Source organism: Allobosea sp. BK604 (assembly GCF_004341515.1).
Classification (GTDB): Bacteria; Pseudomonadota; Alphaproteobacteria; order Rhizobiales; family Beijerinckiaceae; genus Allobosea.
The window spans coordinates 61,998-79,151 of sequence record NZ_SLZF01000009.1; the positions used below are offsets into that span (position 1 = coordinate 61,998).

Sequence of the window (17,154 nt, forward strand, 5' to 3'; positions counted from 1 at the left end):
CAGGATATCTCGACGATCGAATGGACGGTACGAGCGGTCGCGCCCAGCGATGAGCGCGATATGACTGAGCTCGATGGCCAACCGGTAGCGACCCGCGCTCGGGACGAGGCAGCGGGATCCAAATCCAGGTCGGCCCGCGGCCTGGATCGATCAAGTCCCCGAGCGGCCCTATTCGCCTGTTTTGCCCGCCGCCTGGGCTGCCAGCACGCTCTCAGCGAGCCGGTCGAGCGCCGGATCGGGAATGCCGTGGGCGTGCAGCCCGTCGCGGGTCTGGAAGAGATAATCCGCCGAGCTGCCGAGAGCCCCGGTCGCCGTCGCCAACCGTCGGATCATGTCGGCAGGGGCCAATCCGCCGGCATAGTTGAGGCCGGCCGGGTCGATGGTGAAGGCGATGGCGCTGCCGAAGCGCGCGCCGCTCTCGTCGAACAGGTCGAGCCAGCGCGGGATATAGGCGCCTGACAGCATCTCGCGCTTCCACAGGATGGAGAGCTCGGATTCGAGCTTCTCCTCGCAGAGGCGGAGGGCGACGCCGGTGCACTCGCCGCCCGCGTCGAGGCCGAGCACGAGGCCGGGATTGGCGAGCGAGCCGCGCCCGATCATGGTCGAGAGGCAGAAGGCGCGGTGCCAGCCGATGATGCGGGCCGTCCGGCTTTCCACCGCAGCGATGGTCGGGTTCCAGATCAGCGAGCCATAGGCGAAGAGCCAGGCATCGCCCTCCGGCCGGGCGGCAAGCGTCGCCTGAAGCGAGGCCGAACGCTCGGCCTCGGTCAGGACACGCATCGTTGGGGCTTCGCGGGCGACGAGGGCGTCGATGCCGCCGCTCTCGATCATCTCGCGGGTGAGGATGTGCTTGTCCATGGTCTGTCTCTGTATCATCACATGATGAGGCTTCGCCTTTCCCGCCTCAGTGAGGCTGGACGAGGCTGAGCTCAGCCGGTTCGGCAGAGGCTGGCGCAGGCAAATCTGCGGCCAGGGGCGCGAACATGTCGGTGACGCCCACGCCAAGCTGCATCCACCGGCATTTATCGCCTCACCATGCCGAGATGGCGCTACCCCGCCGCCTGGATAGCGCAACCTGGACTTCGGGAGTGCTCACGCCCTCCCTCGACATGATCGATCGCAGGCGGGCACTGACCGTAGAGTTCGCGAGGCTGCGGCGGGCGCAAAGCGGGAGGACGATCATGAGCTGGGATATCGGATCGAGCCATCTCGCGACCGGCGCGGCGCTTGCCGAGCTCAAGACGATCCCTGCAGAAGGCGCGCGTCGATGCGCTGCCACGTGTATAAAGTCGATTGAGATGCCCCCGGCCTGCGTTTCATGCGGCCGTTGCCGGGTCGATGACGGCAAGCGCGCGGCGCGCCAGCATGAACCCGCCGCAGCCGGCGAGCCCATGCCTGACGGACAAGATTTCAGGACAGGAGCATGTCAATGAGAACGACGCTGAGCGCTGCGGCAACAGCCTTGTTGCTGATCGTCGCAAGTGCGAATGCCCAGGACAAGGCGCGAGAACCCGGAGATCAGGGAAGGAGCGTGACCTTTGCCGGGGCAAAGAACGCCAAGGTCACGCAAGTCTACCAGCGCGCCTTGCCGGGCATCCCCGGAAAGAGCCTCAAGGGCGTTCTGGTCGAATATGGCCCCGGCGGCTATTCGCCCTCACATACCCACGCGAAATCCGCGGTCATCTACGCGACCGTCATCGAAGGCTCCGTGCGCAGCCAGGTCGGCGACGGGCCCGTCGTCACCTACAGGACCGGACAGAACTGGACGGAACTGCCGGGGGACCATCATCGCGTCAGCGCCAATGCGAGCCGGGTCCGTCCCGCAAAAATCCTCGCGGTCTTCGTCGTCGACGATGCCGATCCCGAACTCACCATCCCCGACAAGAACTGATCGGTCCGGGACAGCGCATGGCGGCGTGGCGCCGTTGTCGCCCGTCGAACTCAGCCGCTCAGTCGGAGCGCAGGCCCGAAGCGGACGCCCTGGCGAAGCGAGCGAAGGTCCCGTCCGATTATCGGCGGGCGCCCTTCAGGACGCTCGCCAGCAGCACGCCCAAGAGGCCAAGCAACAGCAGAAGGCCAAGCCGGTAGCTGGCGTCGTGAGTGACATGGGCGATGAGCCAGCACGCGCCCACGACGCCCAGGATCGAAACGGCCAATTTCTCATCGTCGACGAACAGACCCATGATCTCTGCAAGAATGCTGCGGAGCAGGTTCATCGCGTAGCTCCTTGCGGCCGGCGAGCGATCGGAACGAGGGCCAGGCCAGCGGCGAGAAATGTTCCCGCCAGTGCCAAAAGCGCGAGGTCGTGGCCGGGCCACGCCACACCCAGCCCCTCTCCGGTCCAGTAGACACCGAAGGCGGAGAGCATGACGCCGACGCCGAATTTCAGCGAGTTCTCAGGGACCCGGGAGAGCGGCTTGTGGATCGCGATTCCGGCCACGAGGACGATCGCGCAGGCGGCGAGCGCTCCCAGCGCAGCGGGCCAGAGCAGCCCGCGCCCGGCGCCGACCGCGACCACGACGAAGACGATCTCGATGCCCTCGAGCACGATCGCCTTGAATGCGGCAAGACCTGCGATCCAGTTTCGGCGCGTCGCTTCACGGCTGGCCGCCTCGCCCAGGCTCGCCGTCTCCCTGGCATAGGCGAGTTCTTCGTCGTGGAGGGCGATAATGCCGGCCGAGCGAAGGATCGCTTTCCGGAGCCAGCGCATCCCGAACAGCAACAGCAAGATGCCGATCACGAGCTGGATGATTTCGAGCGGAAGGCGCTCAACGACCGGACCAAGGGCCAGCACCAGCAGGCCAAGCAGCCCGAGCCCTGCGGCAGTGCCCGTCAGGGCCGGGCGCCAGCCTCCGACCGTGCCGACGGCCAATACGATCGTGAAGGCTTCGACCACCTCGACCAGGGAGGCGAGAAAACTCGCGGTTATGGCCGGCCCGGCAGTTGTCCAAGACATCATGGCTTGGCTTCCTCATAGCGAGTGTGCAAATTCTGACGTGACGGTGGTATGCACTTCTGCCTACCCATCTAACGAATTAAATGTAACGACCGTAACAATCAAGGGGTGCCATGGCTGCGTTGGAGTGGTTGCTGCTGACCTACAAGGTCCCGGCCGAGCCGGCCCGCAAGCGGGTCTCGATCTGGCGCAAGCTCAAGGGGATGGGTGCGATCTACCTGCAGGGCGGCGTCTGCGTGCTGCCGAAGACCGATGACCATCTGCGGCGCCTGAAGATGCTCGAAAACGAAATCGCAGAGGCCGAGGGAGAGGCCGTCCTGCTGGCGACCGTCGGGCTCGACCAGAAGCAGCAAGAGAAGATCATCGCGCGCTTCAACGCCGATCGCGACGACGAATACAAGGAATTCATCGAGAAATGCATCGCGTTCGAAGCGGAGATCGAGGAAGAAACCCGCGTCAAGCATTTCACCTTTGCGGAGCTCGAAGAAAACGAGCAGGAACTGCAAAAATTCAGGACCTGGATCGCCAGGATCCAGAAGCTCGATTTCTATAAGGCCCGACGTGCAGACGAAGCCGTCGACCGCCTCGCCCGCTCAGAGTCGATTCTGGACGCCTACGCGCATTGTGTTTTTGCGGCTCAGGATGAAAACAAGCCGACCGGGTCCTGAGGCTGCCCCTCGGCAGCCTTGGGCGCTGAGCGTGGAGTGCGCCGAAGCCGATGAATATGAATAGGCGGCGTCGAGTCCATCGACGACGCACCGGCGCGGCGTGCCGAACAGACTTCCGCAAAGGGCCGATGACCTTCGCCAGGGCAACGATCCGCCAATGTCCTCCCCGCTCGGCCGCTAGCTCAACAAGGCCGGCCCTGGATCTGGAGGCGGATCATGTCGGCTGCTGCTGCAACCATTCCTGCAGCAGCACGTAGCTGACGGCCAGAAGGACGGGCCCGACGAAGATCCCCAGAAGCCCGTCGACGATCATGCCGCCGATGACACCGATCAGGATGACCGGCATCGGGACTTCCAGGCCCCGGCCGAGCATCAAGGGTCTCAGGACATTGTCGCTTAGCCCCGCGATGATGTTCCAGATCAGGAAGATGACAGCCGGCTGCGTTGCTTCGGTCATGAAGACATAAACGACGACCGGCAGCGTCAGTAACATCAACGGCACCTGCATGATGCCCAGTAGAAGCGCGACAAGCGTCAAGGGCCCGGCGGCCTGAAGCCCGATGGCGAAATAGCCGAGGCCCAGCAGCAGCGACTGGATCAGCGCGACGCCGATCACGCCAAGCCCCACTCCCCGGATCGTGGCCGCGGTCAAGCCGACCAGATGCACCGCGCGCGAGTTGCTTCCCGTAATGCGCTCCAGCACCTGCCGGGTGAAGCTGATGCCCTCATCGCCATAGGCGACGAGGGCCGCGGCGATCGCGAACGAAACCACGAAGGAGAGCTCGCCAATGGCGAGGCCACCGGCGAACGAAGCCAGCCATGCCGCGGGGCCGCTGAGGAGATGACCGTATTGTTTGAGTGCCGCCGGCAGGTTGGAGGCGACGAGAGCCCAGATCTCCGTCAGCTTCTTGCCCACCAAAGGGGTGCCGTCGAGCCATTGTGGTGGCGGTGGCAATGCCAGGTCCTGGGCCTGCAATCCCGGAAGCAATGAATAGAGCGAGGTCGCGAGCGACGTCACAACGATCACCATCGGCCCCAGCATCACGGCGATGCCGATCAGCCCGAGCAGCAGCGCCGAGCCACGATTCCCCAACCATGCCGCCAGGCGCCGGTGGAGCGGATGCAGCATCACCGCCAGGATCGCCGACCAGATCAACAGGAAAGCAAAGGGCAGGACGATGCGGATGCAGGCATAGGCCAGCAACGCCACCAGACCGATCCGGATCGCGATGTCGATCATGGTCGAAGACGTGACCGGGGTGCCGAGATCTTTCGTTCTTCTGTCCATTGAACCATCCCCCCTGGCTCAATTCACGCGCGGGCCTCATGGCCAGGCACCTTATCTCAGCTTCGGGCTGACCTTGCGGATCGCCCAGGCGATCTCTCCCTCTTCGGCGAGGGCGATATCCTCACGGAGAGCCGCGCGATCGAATACGGTCGCCCGCGCTCGCCCGCATCGATCTAAGAACGCTTTTCTCATCAGCGGTACCGCAGCGGATCATACCACTGCTACCGGTGCCTGTACCGGGTCGACACGTGCGTCCCACTGACCGAACTTTTGCAGGCCCTCGGGCGGAACCTCGAACGGACATGCGCCGATAGCGCGCCGACACGGAGCTGCGACCGAAGGTCAATCGGGAGCCGGGCGGGCTGCCGTCCAACGCCCGGCGAAATTGTCCCCGACATGGCCAGCCCCGGCCAGGCGGTATTGGGAAGCAGGGAATAAATCTCCGAATAGCTTAGCCTGTCAAAAATACTATTTAACGGCACCACCGACAACTTCAGGCACGAATGACAACGGCAATATTCAACCAGAATTCTTGCAACCTCAGCCAGACACCTCAAGATAAATAAGAATTCGTTTCACGGCCCCTACGGAAAGTTGTCAAAATATCACGTCCAGGCACTTTCGACGACGATCAGGCCGAAGCAAGACATTATCGTGCTTCACAGTCTTAGTTGCGCATGCGAACATGCGATTGATGAACCGCCTATAAGGGAGACTTGTATGCGCCTAAATCTCGTATCCACGGCCGTCCTGGCGACCTTCCTGGCGACGTCGAGCTACGCGGCCGATCTGCCGTCCCGTAAGGCCGAGCCTCCCATGGTCTACGCTCCTGCGTTCACCTGGACCGGCTTCTATGTCGGTCTCAACGCCGGCGTGGGCTGGTCGGATTCGCGTAACGTCGTCATCACCGGACCGACGCCGGGCTCCTCCGGCATCCTGTCCGGCGGCGGCGGCGACGGCGTCTTCGTCGGCGGCGGCCAGATCGGCTATAACTTCCAGGTCGGCTCGATCGTCTACGGTGTCGAGACCGACATCCAGTATGTCGATGTCGGCGGCGACGTCTCGTGGGGTGCCTATAGCTGGTGGGCCCGCGGCGGAAATGACGGCGGCTATCTCGGCACCGTCCGCGCCCGTATCGGTTACGCCATCGACCGGACCCTGATCTATATCACCGGCGGTCTGGCCTATGGTGGCCTGAACAGCAATCCGCTGACCGGCAACAACACCAGCAATATCGGCTGGACCATCGGCGGCGGCGTCGAATACGCCTTCACCAACAACTGGACGATGAAGATCGAAGGTCTCTACATCGAGAACGGCGAGGGACGTAAGAGCCGCGCCTTCGTCAACGGGCCGGGCGGCGTGCTTCCCGCCGGTCTCTATACCGCGACCACCGACGGCAACGGCGCCGGCGGCATCCTGCGCGTCGGCGTGAACTACAAGTTCTGACGCACAGCCTTTCGGACTTCTGGAACAGCCCGGCGCCCTGCGCCGGGCTGTTTGCATGTCCGGCCTTCAGCGCGGCCGTTGCCGCGATCTGGATCATCGGACCGGATATCGGCGAGCCTGAGCAGGCCCCAAAGGTGGTAGAGATCATCGCCGAGCAAGGACGGGCGCCAGGCGCTGCACATCCCATCGCAAAGCGCAACCTTCCCTAAATGGCGATGGATTGCTCGCAGCAATCCCCTTACGTTAGCCTGCGGGTGTGGCGCCCGAAACATTGCAGGTGAAGCCATGAATACGCTGCTCGCGCTCCCTGTTGCCGCTCTGATCGGCTTTGGCAGTCTCGTCTTCAGCGCCAGTGATGCAGAAGCCCAGGGCCGTGGTTTCGGCGCGGGCGGGGGTTACCGCGGCGCTGCCGTGGGCGGTGGCTACCGGGGTGGGTACCGAGGCGCTGCCGTCGGCTACAGAGGTGGATATCGTGCCGCCTACCGCGCCGGGTACCGTGGAGCCTACCGTGGGGCAGCCTATCGCGGCGCCTATTACGGCAACCGCTATTATGGCGGCCGTGCGCTCGCAGCCGGTGTCGGCCTCGCTGCAGGTGCCGCCTATTACGGCAGCGGCTATGGCTACGGTTCCGGCTACGGCTACGGTTCCGGCTATGACTACGCCGCTCCAGCCAGTTACGGCTACTATGGCAATGCCGGCTATAGCGCCGCGCCCTATGCCACCACCGTTTATTCCGGCGGCACCTATTGCGATCCGGGAACCGTGAGCGGCTATCCGCAAACCGTTTATTACAACACGCCAGCCTCGACCTATTATGGCGGCAGCGGGTATTATGGCGGTGGTTACTACGGAGGCGGCTATTACGGGGGCGGCTATTATGGCCGGCCTGTCATTCGTGCAGGCATTCGCCGCGCCGCATACTATAATAATCGACCGGTTGTTGAGCCCTATGGCAGGCGCTGGTGAGCGCCGATCCCGGACGGCGAAAAACCCGCTGACCCGTCAAGGCGACCTGGACGCAGCGAGGCCCCCCTACCCTTCTGCACCGGCGGGGCTCTTCGCAGCCTCGCAGGCCGTGGCGGTGACGGCGTCAGGCAATGTATGCGCCTGGAACGCCTCGCCCCAGTCGCGCAGGCTTATCAGCACCGGCTCGAGCGTTCTCCCGAACGGCGTCAGCTCATACTCGACGCGCGGCGGCACCTCCGGATAGACGATCCGCCAGATGACACCATCCGCTTCCAGCTCACGCAGTTGCAGCGTGACCATGCGCGGCGTCGCATTCGGCGTCAGCCGGCACAGCGCGTTGAAGCGAACCCGCCCCTCGAGCAGGTGAAACACCAGGACCGGCTTCCAGAGCCCGCCGACCACGCTCATCGTCGCCTCGACGGCACATCCGGTCTTGGTCGCGCGGCGGCGCTGGCCGCTGACACTATCATTCATGAGCGTACATGTTCCTTTTGTACGTACTTATCCTAGTCACCCCACGACGCTACGTCCATCCCGGCTGACAAACCAGGAGAGACGTCATGCGAGCATACCGTTTGAATGGAGCGACTGCGCCGTTGGCGCGCGTCGAGGAGGCGGATCCGCGACCGGGCCCGGGCGAGTTGCTGATCGACCTGAAGGCCGCGACCCTGAACTATCGCGACACGATCGTGCGCGAGGCCCGCTATGGCGGCGAGCAGCGCGCCGACCTCATACCCCTGTCGGATGGCGCGGGAATCGTCGCGGCTGTCGGCGAAGGCGTCCCGCAAGAGCGGATCGGCGAGCGTGTCGCGATCGGCTTCATGCCGAGATGGATCGAAGGACCGTTCACCGCGGCCAAGCAGGCCGAAGCACTGGGCGGCGGTTTCGTCGACGGTGTCCTGGCCGAGCGGATCGTCGTCCCGGCCGGCGGCGTCGCGCGGCTGCCCGACGACTGGTCATTCGTGGAGGGCGCTGCCTATCCGTGCGCGGGCGTGACCGCGTGGAACTGCCTGTTCGGCGGTCGCGGCATCCGGGCGGGCGACACGGTGCTGGTCGAGGGCACGGGTGGTGTCTCCACCTTCGCCTTGCAGCTTGCGCGAGCCGCCGGAGCCCGGGTCATCGTCACCTCGAGTTCCGACGACAAGCTCGCGCAGGCGCGCAAGCTGGGGGCCGAGATCGGCATCAACTACCGCGACACGCCGGACTGGGGCGCCCGGGCGGCGCAGATCGCGGGAGGCGAAGGCGTGGACCATGTGGTGGAAGTCGGCGGCTCCGGGACGATCAACCAGGCGCTCCAGGCCGTACGCCCCGGCGGGGAAGTATCCCTGGTCGGCGTGCTCACCGGCTTCGGCGGGGACGTCAATACCGGCGCGATCCTGATGAAGGCCATCAATGTCCGTGGCGTCTATGTCGGATCCGTGTCCGACCTGTCCGCCGCGCTGCGATCCGGCATTCGCCCGGTCATCGACGAGGTCTTCCCGTTCGAGCGGGCAGACGAAGCCTTCGAGCGGCTGCGCAGCGGCCAGCATCGCGGGAAGGTCGCGATACAGATCGCGGCCTGAGAGATCTGGGTGCAGGGCGGCTTCGAGCCGCCCTGCACCCGAGACGAATGCCTCCTGAAACCATGGTGTCGTTCGGCTAGGCTCGAATGACCATCCCCAAGGAAAATGGCGCCTTGCGGGGCCCTTTCTGTCGGCGTCGGCCCGCGGCCGCTCAGGCGAAGCGGAAGTCGTCCTGGGCGAGGCTGGCGAGCTGGACGCCCTTCAGCGTCAGCGAGGTCTCGGCACCGATCGTGAAGACGACGTCGCCGCCAAGTGGTCGGCCTTGCCCGCCGCGCGCTCTCGAATTGAGCTGGCAACATCAGGCCTACAAGGAGCTATCGGAGGGCCTGGCTGCCGCGCACCCAAGCCAAAAAGGGCCCTGAGACCATCATCGGCCAGCGCGGCTTGATCGCCGCCATCAGGTCCACCTGAAGGCCCGGGCGCGAGGTGCCGGCTCCTGGGCCGCCGAGTCTAGAGCATTTCCGCGTTTCTCCGAATCGCGAAAATTCTCTATCCCTTTGTGTTAACGCATTTTCTTCACGCGAACCGGAATCCACTTCGCTCGAAAATGCTCTAGCGGAGTTTGGCGATACCGATACCGTCGAGTTTCGCGCGGTCCTTGATCGATTCTTCGCTGCGCGTCATCGCTTTCGCAATCGCCTTCAAGGCCATGCCCTTCCCAGCGAGCAGTTTCAGCTTCTGAAGCTCCTCGGAGGTCCAGGGTTGGCGGTGCCGTTCAAATCGCTCCGTCACAATCCGCTCCTGCTTTGCGCTCACGCTTGAGGCGCGATCTATAGCAGCAATAGCGATGACATTGACCGACATGTGGCGAGATCACCCACCGGGTCCCGCCACGAGCAGCGGCCCCCTACCCGGCTCCATCGCGCGCGATATCGATAAAGGCGCGCAGTGCCGAGCTCACCTGTCGCTGGCGCGGATAATAGAGCACGAAGCTCGGCAGCGGCGGGCACCAATCCTCCAGCAGCCGGACCAGACGGCCGGAGGCCAGGAAGGGCAGAGCCGGCTGCTCGAATACGAAGGCCGGCCCCACGCCGTCGAGCGCCGCGCGTAGCGCGAGCTCCTGCTCGCCGACCGTGAGCCGCCCGGCGACGTCGAGCATGAGCTCCTGCCCGTCCTTCTCGAATTCCCAGCGGAAGATTCGGCCATGGGTCAGGCGGTAGCGCACGCATTCATGCGCGAGCAGGTCGCGCGGATGTTCGATCGGCTCATGCGCCGCGATCCAGGCCGGCGTCGCCACCACCGCGAAACGGCAGGACGGCCCGAGCGGCACTGCGACCATGTCCTCCGGCACCGCGTCGGGATAGCGGATGCCGGCGTCGAAGCCGGCGCCGACCACGTCGATCAGTTCCATGTCCTCGACGATCTCGAGGCAGAGATCGGGATAGGCCGCCAGGAAACGGGCGACCACCGGGGCAATCACCATATGCGCCGCCACCAGTGAGGTATTGATCCTCACCGTCCCCGTCGGGGAGGCGCGGAAGAGGTTCATGGCCTCGACCGCCTCGTCGACATGGTGCAGCGCCGGCGCCAGCCGCTCCAGGAAATGCTGCCCCGCCTCGGTCAGCGCGACGCTGCGTGTCGTGCGGTTGAACAGCGTCACGCCCAGCCGCTCCTCCAGCCCGCGGATCGCATGGCTCACCGCCGAGGTCGACAGACCGGTCTCCTGCCCGGCGCGCTGGAAGCTCAGGTGCCGGGCGACGGCAGCGAAGACGGTCAGGTGCGAGAGGTTGGGCGCCGGCACGATTATTGAAATCTCCTCAACAACTCATGCCGGAAAAGCCTTTTGTCCGAAAGCGCCGGCACTCGTAATTATCCCGCTGTCCAGATCAATCGACGCGTTGCGGCCGGTCCCACCGGCGTCCTTCGCGCGTCACCATCCCGGAAACAATCCCATGCTTCAGGTCCGCGGCTATGCCGCCCTTCAAGCCAATGCCCCGCTGACGCCTTTCAGCTTCCAGCGCCGCGAGGTCGGTCCGCATGATGTCCGGATCGAGATCCTCTATGCCGGCATCTGCCATTCCGACCTGCACCAGGCCCATGCCGACTGGGGCGCCGCGATCTTCCCGATGGTGCCGGGTCACTAGATCATCGGCCGCGTCGCCGCAATCGGCTCCCATGTCGTGAAGCTCAAGGTCGGCGACTATGCCGGTGTCGGCTGCATCGTCGATTCCTGCCTGCACTGCTCGGCCTGCGACGACGACCTCGAACAATATTGCGAGCACGGCCCGACCCTCACCTATAACGGCATGGAGTGCGACGGCGTCACGCCGACCTTTGGCGGCTATTCCGACCAGATCGTGGTCAAGGAGCATTTCGTCGTGAAGGTGCCGGAAACGCTCGACCTCAAGGGAGCCGCGCCGCTGCTCTGCGCGGGCATCACGACCTATTCGCCGCTGCGCCATTGGAAAGTCGGAGCGGGCGACAAGGTCGGCGTCATCGGTCTCGGAGGCCTCGGCCATATGGGCGTCAAGTTCGCCAAGGCGCTGGGCGCCCATGTGGTGATGATCACGACCTCTCCCGAGAAAGGGCGCGATGCGGCGCGGCTGGGGGCCGACGAGGTGCTGGTCTCGCGGGATGCGGAAGCGATGGCAAGGCACGCCGGAAGCTTCGATTTCCTGCTCAACACCATCCCGGTCGGCCACGACGTCAATCCCTATCTCGCGCTGCTGAAGCGCGACGCGACCATGTGCCTGGTCGGGGCGCTGGAGGAGCTGACGCCGGCGGTCAACGGCGTCAATCTCATCATCGGCCGCAAGAGCATCGCCGGCTCGGCCATCGGCGGCATGGAAGAGACCCAGGAGATGATCGATTTCTGCGCGGAGCACGGCATCGTCTCGGATGTCGAGATCGTTTCGATCCAAGAGGTCAACGAGGCCTGGGAACGGCTGGCGAAGAACGACGTCAAGTACCGCTTCGTGATCGACATGAGCTCGCTCAAGGCGGCCGCCTGAAGCACCGGCTCGGCCAGGAGCAATCCGCCATGGTCGCGCGGGCGCGCCGGGTTCCGGCTGCGCCCGCGCCAATTCAATCCTCGACCGGCACGGTGTAGTTCAGGATCAGCCGCCCGCCATCGGGATAGATCGTCTGGCCGACGATATAGGAGGCATCGTCGCTGGCGAGGAAGGAGGCGACGCTCGCCACTTCCGAGGGCTCGCCGCAGCGTCCGATCGGCGTGCGCGAGAGCACGGCCCGGCGCTGGGCGTCGTTCGCCATGACGGCCTTGGCCAGATCGGTGAGGATCGTGCCCGGGCCGATCGCGTTGACCCGGATGCCGTGACGGATCAGCGACACCGCCATCACCGCGGTCAATTGCTTGATGCCGCCCTTCGACACGGCGTAGCCGACCGAGTTCGGGATCGCCAGGATCGCGTTGATCGACGACATGTTGATGATCGAGCCGCCGCGCTTCTGCGCGATCATCGCTCTCGCGACGGCCTGGCCGAGCAGGAACGGCGCCTTCAGGTTGATCCGCTGGATGCGGTCGAAGACATCCTCGGGAAAATCGACGAACTCGGCCTGGTGGATGATGCCGGCATTGTTGATCAGGACATCGACGCCGCCGAATTCAGCCGATGCCTTGTCGACGATCTCCTTCGCCATGGCCGGCGACACCTCGGCGAGATCGCCAGCCCACCAGGAGGCGCGCTCGCCAAGACGCTCCGCCTGGTGCTTCGCCTCGTCGGCGAGAATATCCACGAGCAGCACATTGGCGCCGTCGGCATGAAAGCGCTCGGCGCAGGCCAGGCCCAGCCCCTGCGCGGCTCCCGTCACGATGACCGTCTTGTCTCGATGCTTCATGCAATGCCTCGCTTGCGCGCCAGCACATCATCGTGCCGCGCAACCTCACGTCAAACCGGGAACGCTGTATCGGACTGGTTATAGCGCCGGTCCGCCCAAGCCTCCCACTCGGGATCGGCATGGGCGAGCTGCCGCCTGCGGGGCTTGTGCGAGATCAGTCGTAGCGGGGTGAAGGGTGGCGGCAGCCACGAATCCGGGACGTGTCAACCAGGCGATCGTGGATCGGGCCGTTGCCGTCCGGGATAAGCTCTGCAATTGGGGTCGAGCGGAGGTTCGGGCGCGCCGCTCGGCCAATCCGCCCCCCGCCAGGGGCGGAACCTGGGCGTCGGCCGCAAAGCCGACATTGGCCGGTGAATTCCCCTAGCGGACCGGCGCCGCATTCTGGCGCAGGGAACGCGGCGTTTCCCCGAACGCCGCTTTGAAATCGCGCGAGAGATGGGCGCTGTCGGCGAAGCCGGCGCCCATGGCGACGTCGGTGAGCGAGCGCTTGCTGTTGAGGATCAGCCAGCGTGCATATTCGAGCCGGAGCTTGCGCTGGAAGGCCGCGGGACTCTGGCCCAGCGAGGCGCCGAACAAGCGCTCGAGCTGGCGCGGGCTGACACCGACATAGCGCGCGACCGCAGCGATCGGCGGGGGATTGTCGAGCCGCTGTTCGATGAAATGCGTCGCCTGCTGCACGCGGACATCCAGGTTCGGGCCGAGCGCGGCGTAGAAATGCGGTTGCGTCATCTCGGCCGGGCGCATGTCCTGCAGCATCATGTGCCGCATCGCCTGCTGGGCCTTGTCGCGGCCGCAATGGCGGGCAACCAGATAGAGTCCGAGGTCGATCGCCGCGGTCGAGCCGGCGCAGGTGATCAGATCGCCCTCGTCGATGAAGAGGCGCTCGACCCCTGCCGAGACCTTGGGAAAGCGCTCCTTGAAGGCGTCGAGCACATTCCAGTGCACGCAGACCCGGCGTGGGCCGACGAGGCCGGCGCGGGCGATGGCGAAGGTGCCGGTGCAGATGCCGAGCAGCCGCACGCCTGATGTCGCAGCCCGGCGCAGATAGCCCAGCAGGCTCTCGGGCAAGGCGTCGTTGAGATAGTCATTGCCGCCGCAGACCGCGACATAGTCGAAGCCGGCAGGGTCGAGCAGGCCTGCATTCGGGGTGACCGAGACGCCGCAGCTCGAACGCCGGGGCTCGCCATCGAGGCTCATCACGGTCCAGCTCGCATGAAGCTGGCGGCTGCGTCCGCCATGGTCCGCCGCCAGCCGCAGCACGTCGATCAGACCTGAGAAGGCGGCGAGCGTGAACTGGTCGAGCAGCAGGAAACCGATCCGCAGCCGCGACACGGGGACGGGCGCGGACTGTGGCCGCTCGCTGGCCGGTTGGACGAGTTCGATGATGCTCATGTCGCGATTATTCAAATTTTGGGCCGGCGCATTCTAGTGCCTTTTGCGGCCTGCGCGCCAACATGTCCCGACAGAAGCGCGAAGACGCTGAGCAGAGGAGAACGACGATGACCCCGACCGTCCGGCTGGCCACGGCCATGCTCGCCACCACCTTGCTGCCCGCCTCGGCCCTGGCGCAGCAGCCCTCGTCGATCACGGTCGCCTGGTACGGCGGCAACTGGGGCGACGCCTTCAAGGCGTGCGTCGCCGAGCCCTTCACCAAGGCGACCGGCATCGCCGTCAATGCCGAGATCGGAACCTCGACCGTCACCCTGGCGAAGCTGCAGCAGCAGAAGGCGGCCCCGACCATCGACGTCGCCTGGATGGATGGCGGGATCAGCGAGCTCGCGCTGGCCGCCGAGGTGACCGACAATCTCGACCCGGCGGCGATCCCCAATCTCGCCAACACCCTGCCGGAGGCGATCTACAAGAGCGGCGCGACGACCTATGCGGTCGGCACCGGCTATTATTCGCTCGGGTTGACCTACAACACCCAGAAGGTCAAGGCGGTCCCGACCTCCTGGAACGATCTCTGGAAGCCGGAATTCGAGGACGCCGTCACCATCCCCTCGCCGGCGAATTCCTCCGGCGTCCCCTTCGTGATGTTCCTGTCGAAGATCTGGGGCCATCCGGCCAGCGATCTCGCCCCGACCTTCAAGAAGATCAAGGAGCTGAAGGCGGCGCTGTTCTTCGATTCCTCGGGCGCCGCCACCAACGCCTATCAGAGCGGCGAGGCGATCATCGGCGCGCATTTCAACGTCGGCGCCTGGGACCTCGCCGACAAGGGCCTGCCGATCGGGTTCGTCGTGCCGAAGGAAGGCGCCTGGGCGACCGATGCCCGCCTGCATCTGGTCAAGGGCACGCCGAAGAAGGACGCGGCCGTGAAGTTCATCAACCAGGCGCTGACGCCGGAAGCGTCCGGCTGCCTGGCGGAAAAGCTCTATCTCGGCCCCTCCGTGAAGAACGTCACGGTCAAGCCCGAGACTGCCCGCAAGCTGCCCTGGGGCGAGACCGGCTCGGTCAAGAACCTGCAACTGTTCGATTGGGCCGAGATCAATGGCCTGCGCTCGCGCGTGGTAGACGACTGGAACCGCCAGATCGCCCGCAAGTGAGCGAACCGGTCAGAGCATCGCGAGCCGCAGCATGAGCGCCCCCATCCTCGCCATAGACGGCCTGTCCAAGCATTTCGGCGGACAGCCGGCGCTGACGGCGATCGAGCTCGCCGTCGAGCAGGGCGAGTTCATCGCGCTGCTCGGGCCCTCGGGCTGCGGCAAGACCACGCTGCTGCGTTGCATCGCCGGCTTCCTGAGCCCCGAGGCCGGCACGATCCGGCTGGCGGGCGAAGACGTGACGCGGCTGCCGCCCTATCGGCGCCCGCTCAACACGGTGTTCCAGAACTACGCGCTGTTCCCGCATATGAGCGTCGCCGACAACGTCGCCTATGGGCCGTGCCGGCAAGGCACGCCGAAGGGCCAGGCGGCGAAGCGGGCGGCCGAGGCGCTGGAGCTCGTCGGCCTCGCCGGCTTCGGCGAGCGCCTGCCGGCGCAGCTTTCGGGCGGCCAGCAGCAGCGCGTGGCGCTGGCGCGGGCCATCGTCAACCGGCCGCAATTGCTGCTGCTCGACGAGCCGCTCAGCGCGCTCGACCTGAAGCTGCGCAAGAAGGTCCAGGGCGAGCTCAAGCAGATCCAGCACCGGCTCGGCATCGCCTTCCTGTTCGTCACGCACGACCAGGAGGAGGCGATGACGATGGCCGACCGGATCGTCTTGATGAATCGCGGCCGCATCGAGCAGATCGGCCGTGGCCAGGACATCTATGCCCGCCCGGCGACCCGCTTCGCCGCCGATTTCATCGGCGATGCCAATCTGCTCGCGGCCGAACGGCGCGGCGACGGCAGCGTCTCGCTGCTCGACGGCGCGATCATCCTGCCTGCTTCGGATGAACAGCAAGGCGCGTTCACCGGCGTGCTGCGGCCGGAGGATATCCTCGTCGGGACCGAGCCCGCCGCCGGGCGCCTCGCCCTGCCGGCCGTCGTTTCAGAGATCGTCCATGTCGGCAGCCATGCCTCGGTGGCACTGACTGTCGGTGCCACCACCCTGACGGCCCGTCTCGCCCCGTCCGCACTGGCCGGACTGACTACCAGCCAGCCCGTCTTCGCCAATATCCGCCTCGCCGACCTCAGTCTCGTGCCGGGGGATGCGTGATGAGCGGAACGCTGCGCCCGGTCCTGCTGCTCTGCGCCCTGCCGGCGGCCTTCTTCGTCGCCTTCTTCCTGGCGCCGATGGCGGTCGTCCTGATCGCGAGCCTGACGACGCCGGCGGGCCAGCCGACCTTCGCGCATTATCTGCGCATCCTCGCCGACGCCTATCACTGGGACGTGCTCTGGGTGACCTTCCGGATCGGCGCGCGGACCACGCTCGTCTGCGTGCTCATCGGCTATCCGCTCGCGTGGTATCTCGTCCGCATCGTCAAATGGCGACCCTGGCGCCGGTTCTGCGTGATCCTCCTGGTCGTGCCGCTGTTCACCAGCAACATCGTCCGTTCCTTCGGCTGGATGGTGCTGCTCGGTCGCAACGGCCTCGTCAATGACGGGTTGATCGGGCTCGGCCTGATCGAACGGCCGATGCGCTTCCTCGGCACCGAGCTCGGCATCCTGATCGGCCTCGTCTACATCCTGCTGCCCTTCATCGTGCTCGCCGTCGGCAATGCGCTCGCCAAGGTCGATCCGGCTCTGGAGGACGCCTCCGCCGATCTCGGCGCGACGCCGGCCGGCACGTTCCGCACGATCATCTTCCCGCTCAGCCTGCCCGGCCTGATGGCCGGCGCGGTGATGGTCTTCATGCTGGCCGTCAGCGCCTATGTGACGCCGGCACTGCTCAGCGGCGGGCGGATCACCGTCTTCTCGATGCTGATCTTCCAGCAATACAGCTCGGTCTTCGATTTCAACTATGGCGGCGCCCTCAGCATCACCATGCTGGTGCTGACGCTGGCGCTCGTCGCCATCGCCGGGCGCCTCAGTGAGCCGAGGAGGGCCTGAG

General features: G+C 65.5%; 17 protein-coding genes and 1 pseudogene. 9 read left to right on the plus strand and 9 right to left on the minus strand.

Annotated elements, in window-relative coordinates; genetic code table 11:
• Positions 1-168 precede the first annotated feature (168 nt).
• Positions 169-858: a gamma-glutamylcyclotransferase gene (locus tag EV560_RS25480; protein ID WP_248312204.1), complete on the minus strand. Its 690-nt coding sequence runs from the start codon at positions 856-858 to the stop codon at positions 169-171.
• 571 nt (positions 859-1,429) lie between these two features.
• On the opposite strand from EV560_RS25480, the gene EV560_RS25485 reads away from it, so the two are divergent.
• Positions 1,430-1,891 carry a cupin domain-containing protein gene (locus EV560_RS25485; protein ID WP_131858648.1) on the plus strand — a complete coding sequence of 154 codons (462 nt, stop codon included), beginning with the start codon at positions 1,430-1,432 and terminating at the stop codon, positions 1,889-1,891.
• Positions 1,892-2,009: 118 nt separating this feature from the next.
• Here EV560_RS25485 and EV560_RS25490 read toward each other — a convergent pair whose 3' ends face one another.
• Complete coding sequence (locus EV560_RS25490) at positions 2,010-2,216, minus strand: hypothetical protein (protein ID WP_131858649.1); 207 nt, start codon at positions 2,214-2,216, stop codon at positions 2,010-2,012.
• Positions 2,213-2,959: a COG4280 domain-containing protein gene (locus EV560_RS25495; RefSeq protein WP_131858650.1), complete on the minus strand. Its 747-nt coding sequence runs from the start codon at positions 2,957-2,959 to the stop codon at positions 2,213-2,215. The genes EV560_RS25490 and EV560_RS25495 overlap by 4 nt, the downstream gene beginning before the upstream one ends.
• Positions 2,960-3,087: 128 nt before the next feature.
• Here EV560_RS25495 and EV560_RS25500 point away from each other — a divergent pair, with 128 nt between their 5' ends.
• The gene (locus EV560_RS25500) at positions 3,088-3,624 is read left to right on the plus strand and encodes a Chromate resistance protein ChrB (RefSeq protein WP_348982262.1); all 537 of its coding nucleotides are present in this window, start codon (positions 3,088-3,090) and stop codon (positions 3,622-3,624) included.
• Between the two features lie 214 nt (positions 3,625-3,838).
• Here the strand turns inward: EV560_RS25500 and EV560_RS25505 are convergent, their stop codons facing one another.
• Positions 3,839-4,912 (minus strand): AI-2E family transporter, encoded by a 1,074-nt coding sequence (locus EV560_RS25505; protein WP_131858652.1) that lies wholly within the window; start codon positions 4,910-4,912, stop codon positions 3,839-3,841.
• A gap of 720 nt (positions 4,913-5,632) precedes the next feature.
• On the opposite strand from EV560_RS25505, the gene EV560_RS25510 reads away from it, so the two are divergent.
• Complete coding sequence (locus EV560_RS25510) at positions 5,633-6,361, plus strand: outer membrane protein (protein ID WP_131858653.1); 729 nt, start codon at positions 5,633-5,635, stop codon at positions 6,359-6,361.
• Positions 6,362-6,646: 285 nt separating this feature from the next.
• Positions 6,647-7,327 (plus strand): hypothetical protein, encoded by a 681-nt coding sequence (locus EV560_RS36125; protein WP_207908117.1) that lies wholly within the window; start codon positions 6,647-6,649, stop codon positions 7,325-7,327.
• A gap of 66 nt (positions 7,328-7,393) precedes the next feature.
• Here EV560_RS36125 and EV560_RS25520 read toward each other — a convergent pair whose 3' ends face one another.
• On the minus strand, positions 7,394-7,801 hold the full coding sequence (locus tag EV560_RS25520) for a winged helix-turn-helix transcriptional regulator (RefSeq protein WP_131858654.1): 408 nt from the start codon (positions 7,799-7,801) through the stop codon (positions 7,394-7,396).
• Between the two features lie 86 nt (positions 7,802-7,887).
• On the opposite strand from EV560_RS25520, the gene EV560_RS25525 reads away from it, so the two are divergent.
• A complete protein-coding gene (locus EV560_RS25525) occupies positions 7,888-8,889 on the plus strand; it encodes a zinc-dependent alcohol dehydrogenase family protein (RefSeq protein WP_131858655.1) in 1,002 nt (333 codons plus the stop codon).
• 552 nt (positions 8,890-9,441) lie between these two features.
• On the opposite strand, the gene EV560_RS25530 is transcribed toward EV560_RS25525, so the two are convergent.
• Both EV560_RS25530 and EV560_RS25535 read right to left on the minus strand, forming a co-directional pair.
• On the minus strand, positions 9,442-9,693 hold the full coding sequence (locus EV560_RS25530) for an SANT/Myb-like DNA-binding domain-containing protein (protein WP_248312205.1): 252 nt from the start codon (positions 9,691-9,693) through the stop codon (positions 9,442-9,444).
• Between the two features lie 43 nt (positions 9,694-9,736).
• A complete protein-coding gene (locus EV560_RS25535; protein WP_131858656.1) occupies positions 9,737-10,630 on the minus strand; it encodes a LysR family transcriptional regulator in 894 nt (297 codons plus the stop codon).
• A 151-nt stretch (positions 10,631-10,781) separates the two neighbouring features.
• Between EV560_RS25535 and EV560_RS25540 the strand changes: the two are divergent.
• A pseudogene (locus tag EV560_RS25540) lies at positions 10,782-11,840 on the plus strand (NAD(P)-dependent alcohol dehydrogenase).
• A gap of 73 nt (positions 11,841-11,913) precedes the next feature.
• Here EV560_RS25540 and EV560_RS25545 read toward each other — a convergent pair.
• Positions 11,914-12,687 carry an SDR family NAD(P)-dependent oxidoreductase gene (locus EV560_RS25545; RefSeq protein WP_131858657.1) on the minus strand — a complete coding sequence of 258 codons (774 nt, stop codon included), beginning with the start codon at positions 12,685-12,687 and terminating at the stop codon, positions 11,914-11,916.
• Positions 12,688-13,047: 360 nt separating this feature from the next.
• Positions 13,048-14,079, minus strand: coding sequence for a GlxA family transcriptional regulator (locus EV560_RS25550; protein ID WP_131858658.1), 1,032 nt, complete (start codon positions 14,077-14,079; stop codon positions 13,048-13,050).
• A 107-nt stretch (positions 14,080-14,186) separates the two neighbouring features.
• On the opposite strand from EV560_RS25550, the gene EV560_RS25555 reads away from it, so the two are divergent.
• Genes EV560_RS25555 through EV560_RS25565 form a run of 3 tightly spaced genes read left to right on the plus strand, consistent with a single transcriptional unit; the run spans position 14,187 to position 17,153 of the window.
• Complete coding sequence (locus EV560_RS25555; protein WP_131858659.1) at positions 14,187-15,230, plus strand: ABC transporter substrate-binding protein; 1,044 nt, start codon at positions 14,187-14,189, stop codon at positions 15,228-15,230.
• Positions 15,231-15,261: 31 nt separating this feature from the next.
• Positions 15,262-16,320, plus strand: coding sequence for an ABC transporter ATP-binding protein (locus EV560_RS25560; RefSeq protein WP_131858660.1), 1,059 nt, complete (start codon positions 15,262-15,264; stop codon positions 16,318-16,320).
• Positions 16,320-17,153, plus strand: a complete 834-nt coding sequence (locus tag EV560_RS25565) for an ABC transporter permease (RefSeq protein WP_131858661.1) — start codon at positions 16,320-16,322, stop codon at positions 17,151-17,153. Before EV560_RS25560 ends, EV560_RS25565 begins: the two co-directional genes overlap by 1 nt.
• Position 17,154: the final 1 nt, after the last annotated feature.

Excerpts from the sequence above, each read along its gene's own strand:
- EV560_RS25530 (WP_248312205.1), bottom strand. The coding sequence starts at position 9,693 with ATGTCGGTCAATGTCATCGCTATTGCTGCTATAGATCGCGCCTCAAGC.
- EV560_RS25525 (WP_131858655.1), top strand. The coding sequence starts at position 7,888 with ATGCGAGCATACCGTTTGAATGGAGCGACTGCGCCGTTGGCGCGCGTC.
- EV560_RS25545 (WP_131858657.1), bottom strand. The coding sequence starts at position 12,687 with ATGAAGCATCGAGACAAGACGGTCATCGTGACGGGAGCCGCGCAGGGG.
- EV560_RS25555 (WP_131858659.1), top strand. The coding sequence starts at position 14,187 with ATGACCCCGACCGTCCGGCTGGCCACGGCCATGCTCGCCACCACCTTG.
- EV560_RS25560 (WP_131858660.1), top strand. The coding sequence starts at position 15,262 with ATGAGCGCCCCCATCCTCGCCATAGACGGCCTGTCCAAGCATTTCGGC.
- EV560_RS25565 (WP_131858661.1), top strand. The coding sequence starts at position 16,320 with ATGAGCGGAACGCTGCGCCCGGTCCTGCTGCTCTGCGCCCTGCCGGCG.
- EV560_RS25495 (WP_131858650.1), bottom strand. The coding sequence starts at position 2,959 with ATGATGTCTTGGACAACTGCCGGGCCGGCCATAACCGCGAGTTTTCTC.
- EV560_RS25550 (WP_131858658.1), bottom strand. The coding sequence starts at position 14,079 with ATGAGCATCATCGAACTCGTCCAACCGGCCAGCGAGCGGCCACAGTCC.
- EV560_RS25520 (WP_131858654.1), bottom strand. The coding sequence starts at position 7,801 with ATGAATGATAGTGTCAGCGGCCAGCGCCGCCGCGCGACCAAGACCGGA.
- EV560_RS25480 (WP_248312204.1), bottom strand. The coding sequence starts at position 858 with ATGGACAAGCACATCCTCACCCGCGAGATGATCGAGAGCGGCGGCATC.
- EV560_RS25485 (WP_131858648.1), top strand. The coding sequence starts at position 1,430 with ATGAGAACGACGCTGAGCGCTGCGGCAACAGCCTTGTTGCTGATCGTC.
- EV560_RS25510 (WP_131858653.1), top strand. The coding sequence starts at position 5,633 with ATGCGCCTAAATCTCGTATCCACGGCCGTCCTGGCGACCTTCCTGGCG.
- EV560_RS25505 (WP_131858652.1), bottom strand. The coding sequence starts at position 4,912 with ATGGACAGAAGAACGAAAGATCTCGGCACCCCGGTCACGTCTTCGACC.
- EV560_RS36125 (WP_207908117.1), top strand. The coding sequence starts at position 6,647 with ATGAATACGCTGCTCGCGCTCCCTGTTGCCGCTCTGATCGGCTTTGGC.
- EV560_RS25490 (WP_131858649.1), bottom strand. The coding sequence starts at position 2,216 with ATGAACCTGCTCCGCAGCATTCTTGCAGAGATCATGGGTCTGTTCGTC.